The sequence below is a fragment of the Paraburkholderia sp. GAS32 genome (genome assembly GCF_050434225.1).
Lineage (GTDB): Bacteria > Pseudomonadota > Gammaproteobacteria > Burkholderiales > Burkholderiaceae > Paraburkholderia > Paraburkholderia madseniana.
In genome coordinates this window covers 1-1,342 of sequence record NZ_JBNPVS010000132.1, presented here as the reverse complement: position 1 = coordinate 1,342, position 1,342 = coordinate 1, and the positions used below count along the sequence as shown (strand labels likewise).

General features: G+C 61.8%; 1 protein-coding gene. It reads left to right on the top strand.

What is annotated here, in order from left to right; genetic code table 11:
- On the top strand, positions 1 to 1,321 hold a 1,321-nt coding region (locus P3T25_RS48535; protein ID WP_429364885.1), incomplete at its 5' end, for an IS110 family transposase.
- Between the last annotated feature and the right edge of the window lie 21 nt (positions 1,322 to 1,342).

Below are 1,342 nucleotides of genomic sequence, written 5' to 3'. Positions count from 1 at the left end.
GGCGCAGATAACGGTGGTGCATCCCCATGCTGCGGCGATCGACATCGGCGCACAGTTTCATGTGGTGGCAGTGGGACCGGAGCGTGACCCGCAACCGGTGCGTTCATTCCGCAGTTTCACCAAAGAGCTGCACGATCTCGCCGACTGGCTCGAACAAGTGGGAATCACGACGATAGCCATGGAGTCAACCGGCGTCTACTGGATCCCCGCGTTCGAGATCCTGGAGGCACACGGCTTTGAGGTGGTACTGGTCAATGCGCGCGACGCGAAGAACGTGCCGGGTCGCAAGACGGATGTGAGCGATGCGCAGTGGCTGCAAAAGCTTCACGCCTACGGGCTGCTGCGCGCGAGTTTCCGGCCGCGGCACGACGTGGCCACCCTGCGCTCCTATCTGCGGCAACGGGAACGCCTGCTCGAATACGCCGCGGCACATATCCAGCACATGCAGAAAGCGCTAATGCAGATGAACCTGCAACTGCATCACGTCGTGAAGGACGTCACGGGTGCAACCGGCATGAAGATCATCCGCGCCATTGTGGCCGGCGAACGCAATGCCGTAGAACTCGCCCGACATCGCGATGTGCGTTGCAAGGCATCGGTTGAGACCATCCGCGACGCGCTGATCGGCAACTATAAAGCCGAGCACGTGTTCGAGCTGACCCAGGCGCTTTCGCTATACGATTATTACCAGACCCAGGTCGCGCAATGCGATGAGCGTATAGAACTCACGCTTCGGCAACTGCAAACCGGTGCCGAACCGCCCGCCGCGCCATTGCCCGCGGCGCGGTACCGGACCAAGCAACCCAACGGCTTCTCCTTTGATGTGCGTGCTGCGCTTTACGCCATGCTTGGCGTCGATCTGACGCAGCTTCACGGCCTGGGGCCCTATGTGGCGCTCAAACTCGTGGCCGAATGCGGCAATGACATGTCGCGCTGGCCAACGGCCAAGCACTTCACATCCTGGCTGTGTCTGGCTCCGGGCAACAAGATCTCCGGCGGCAAGATCCTCTCCTCAAAGACACGCCGCTCCTCCAGCAAGGCCGCTGCCGCGCTGCGTCTTGCCGCTGTCGCAATCGGCAAGACGGACACCGCGCTGGGCGGCTTTTACCGACGGCTGTCGGCGCGGATCGGCAACGCCAAGGCCGTCACCGCCACCGCGCGCAAGATCGCGGTGTTGTTCTACAACACACTGCGCTATGGCATGCAATATGTGGATCCCGGCGCCGCGTACTACGAAGAGCGCTATCGCCAGCGGGTCCTGAACAATCTCACCCGACGGGCCGAATCGTTGGGCTTTGTACTGCAAGCGAAACCGACCTGACGGGGAGGAGTTTCTCAGGAA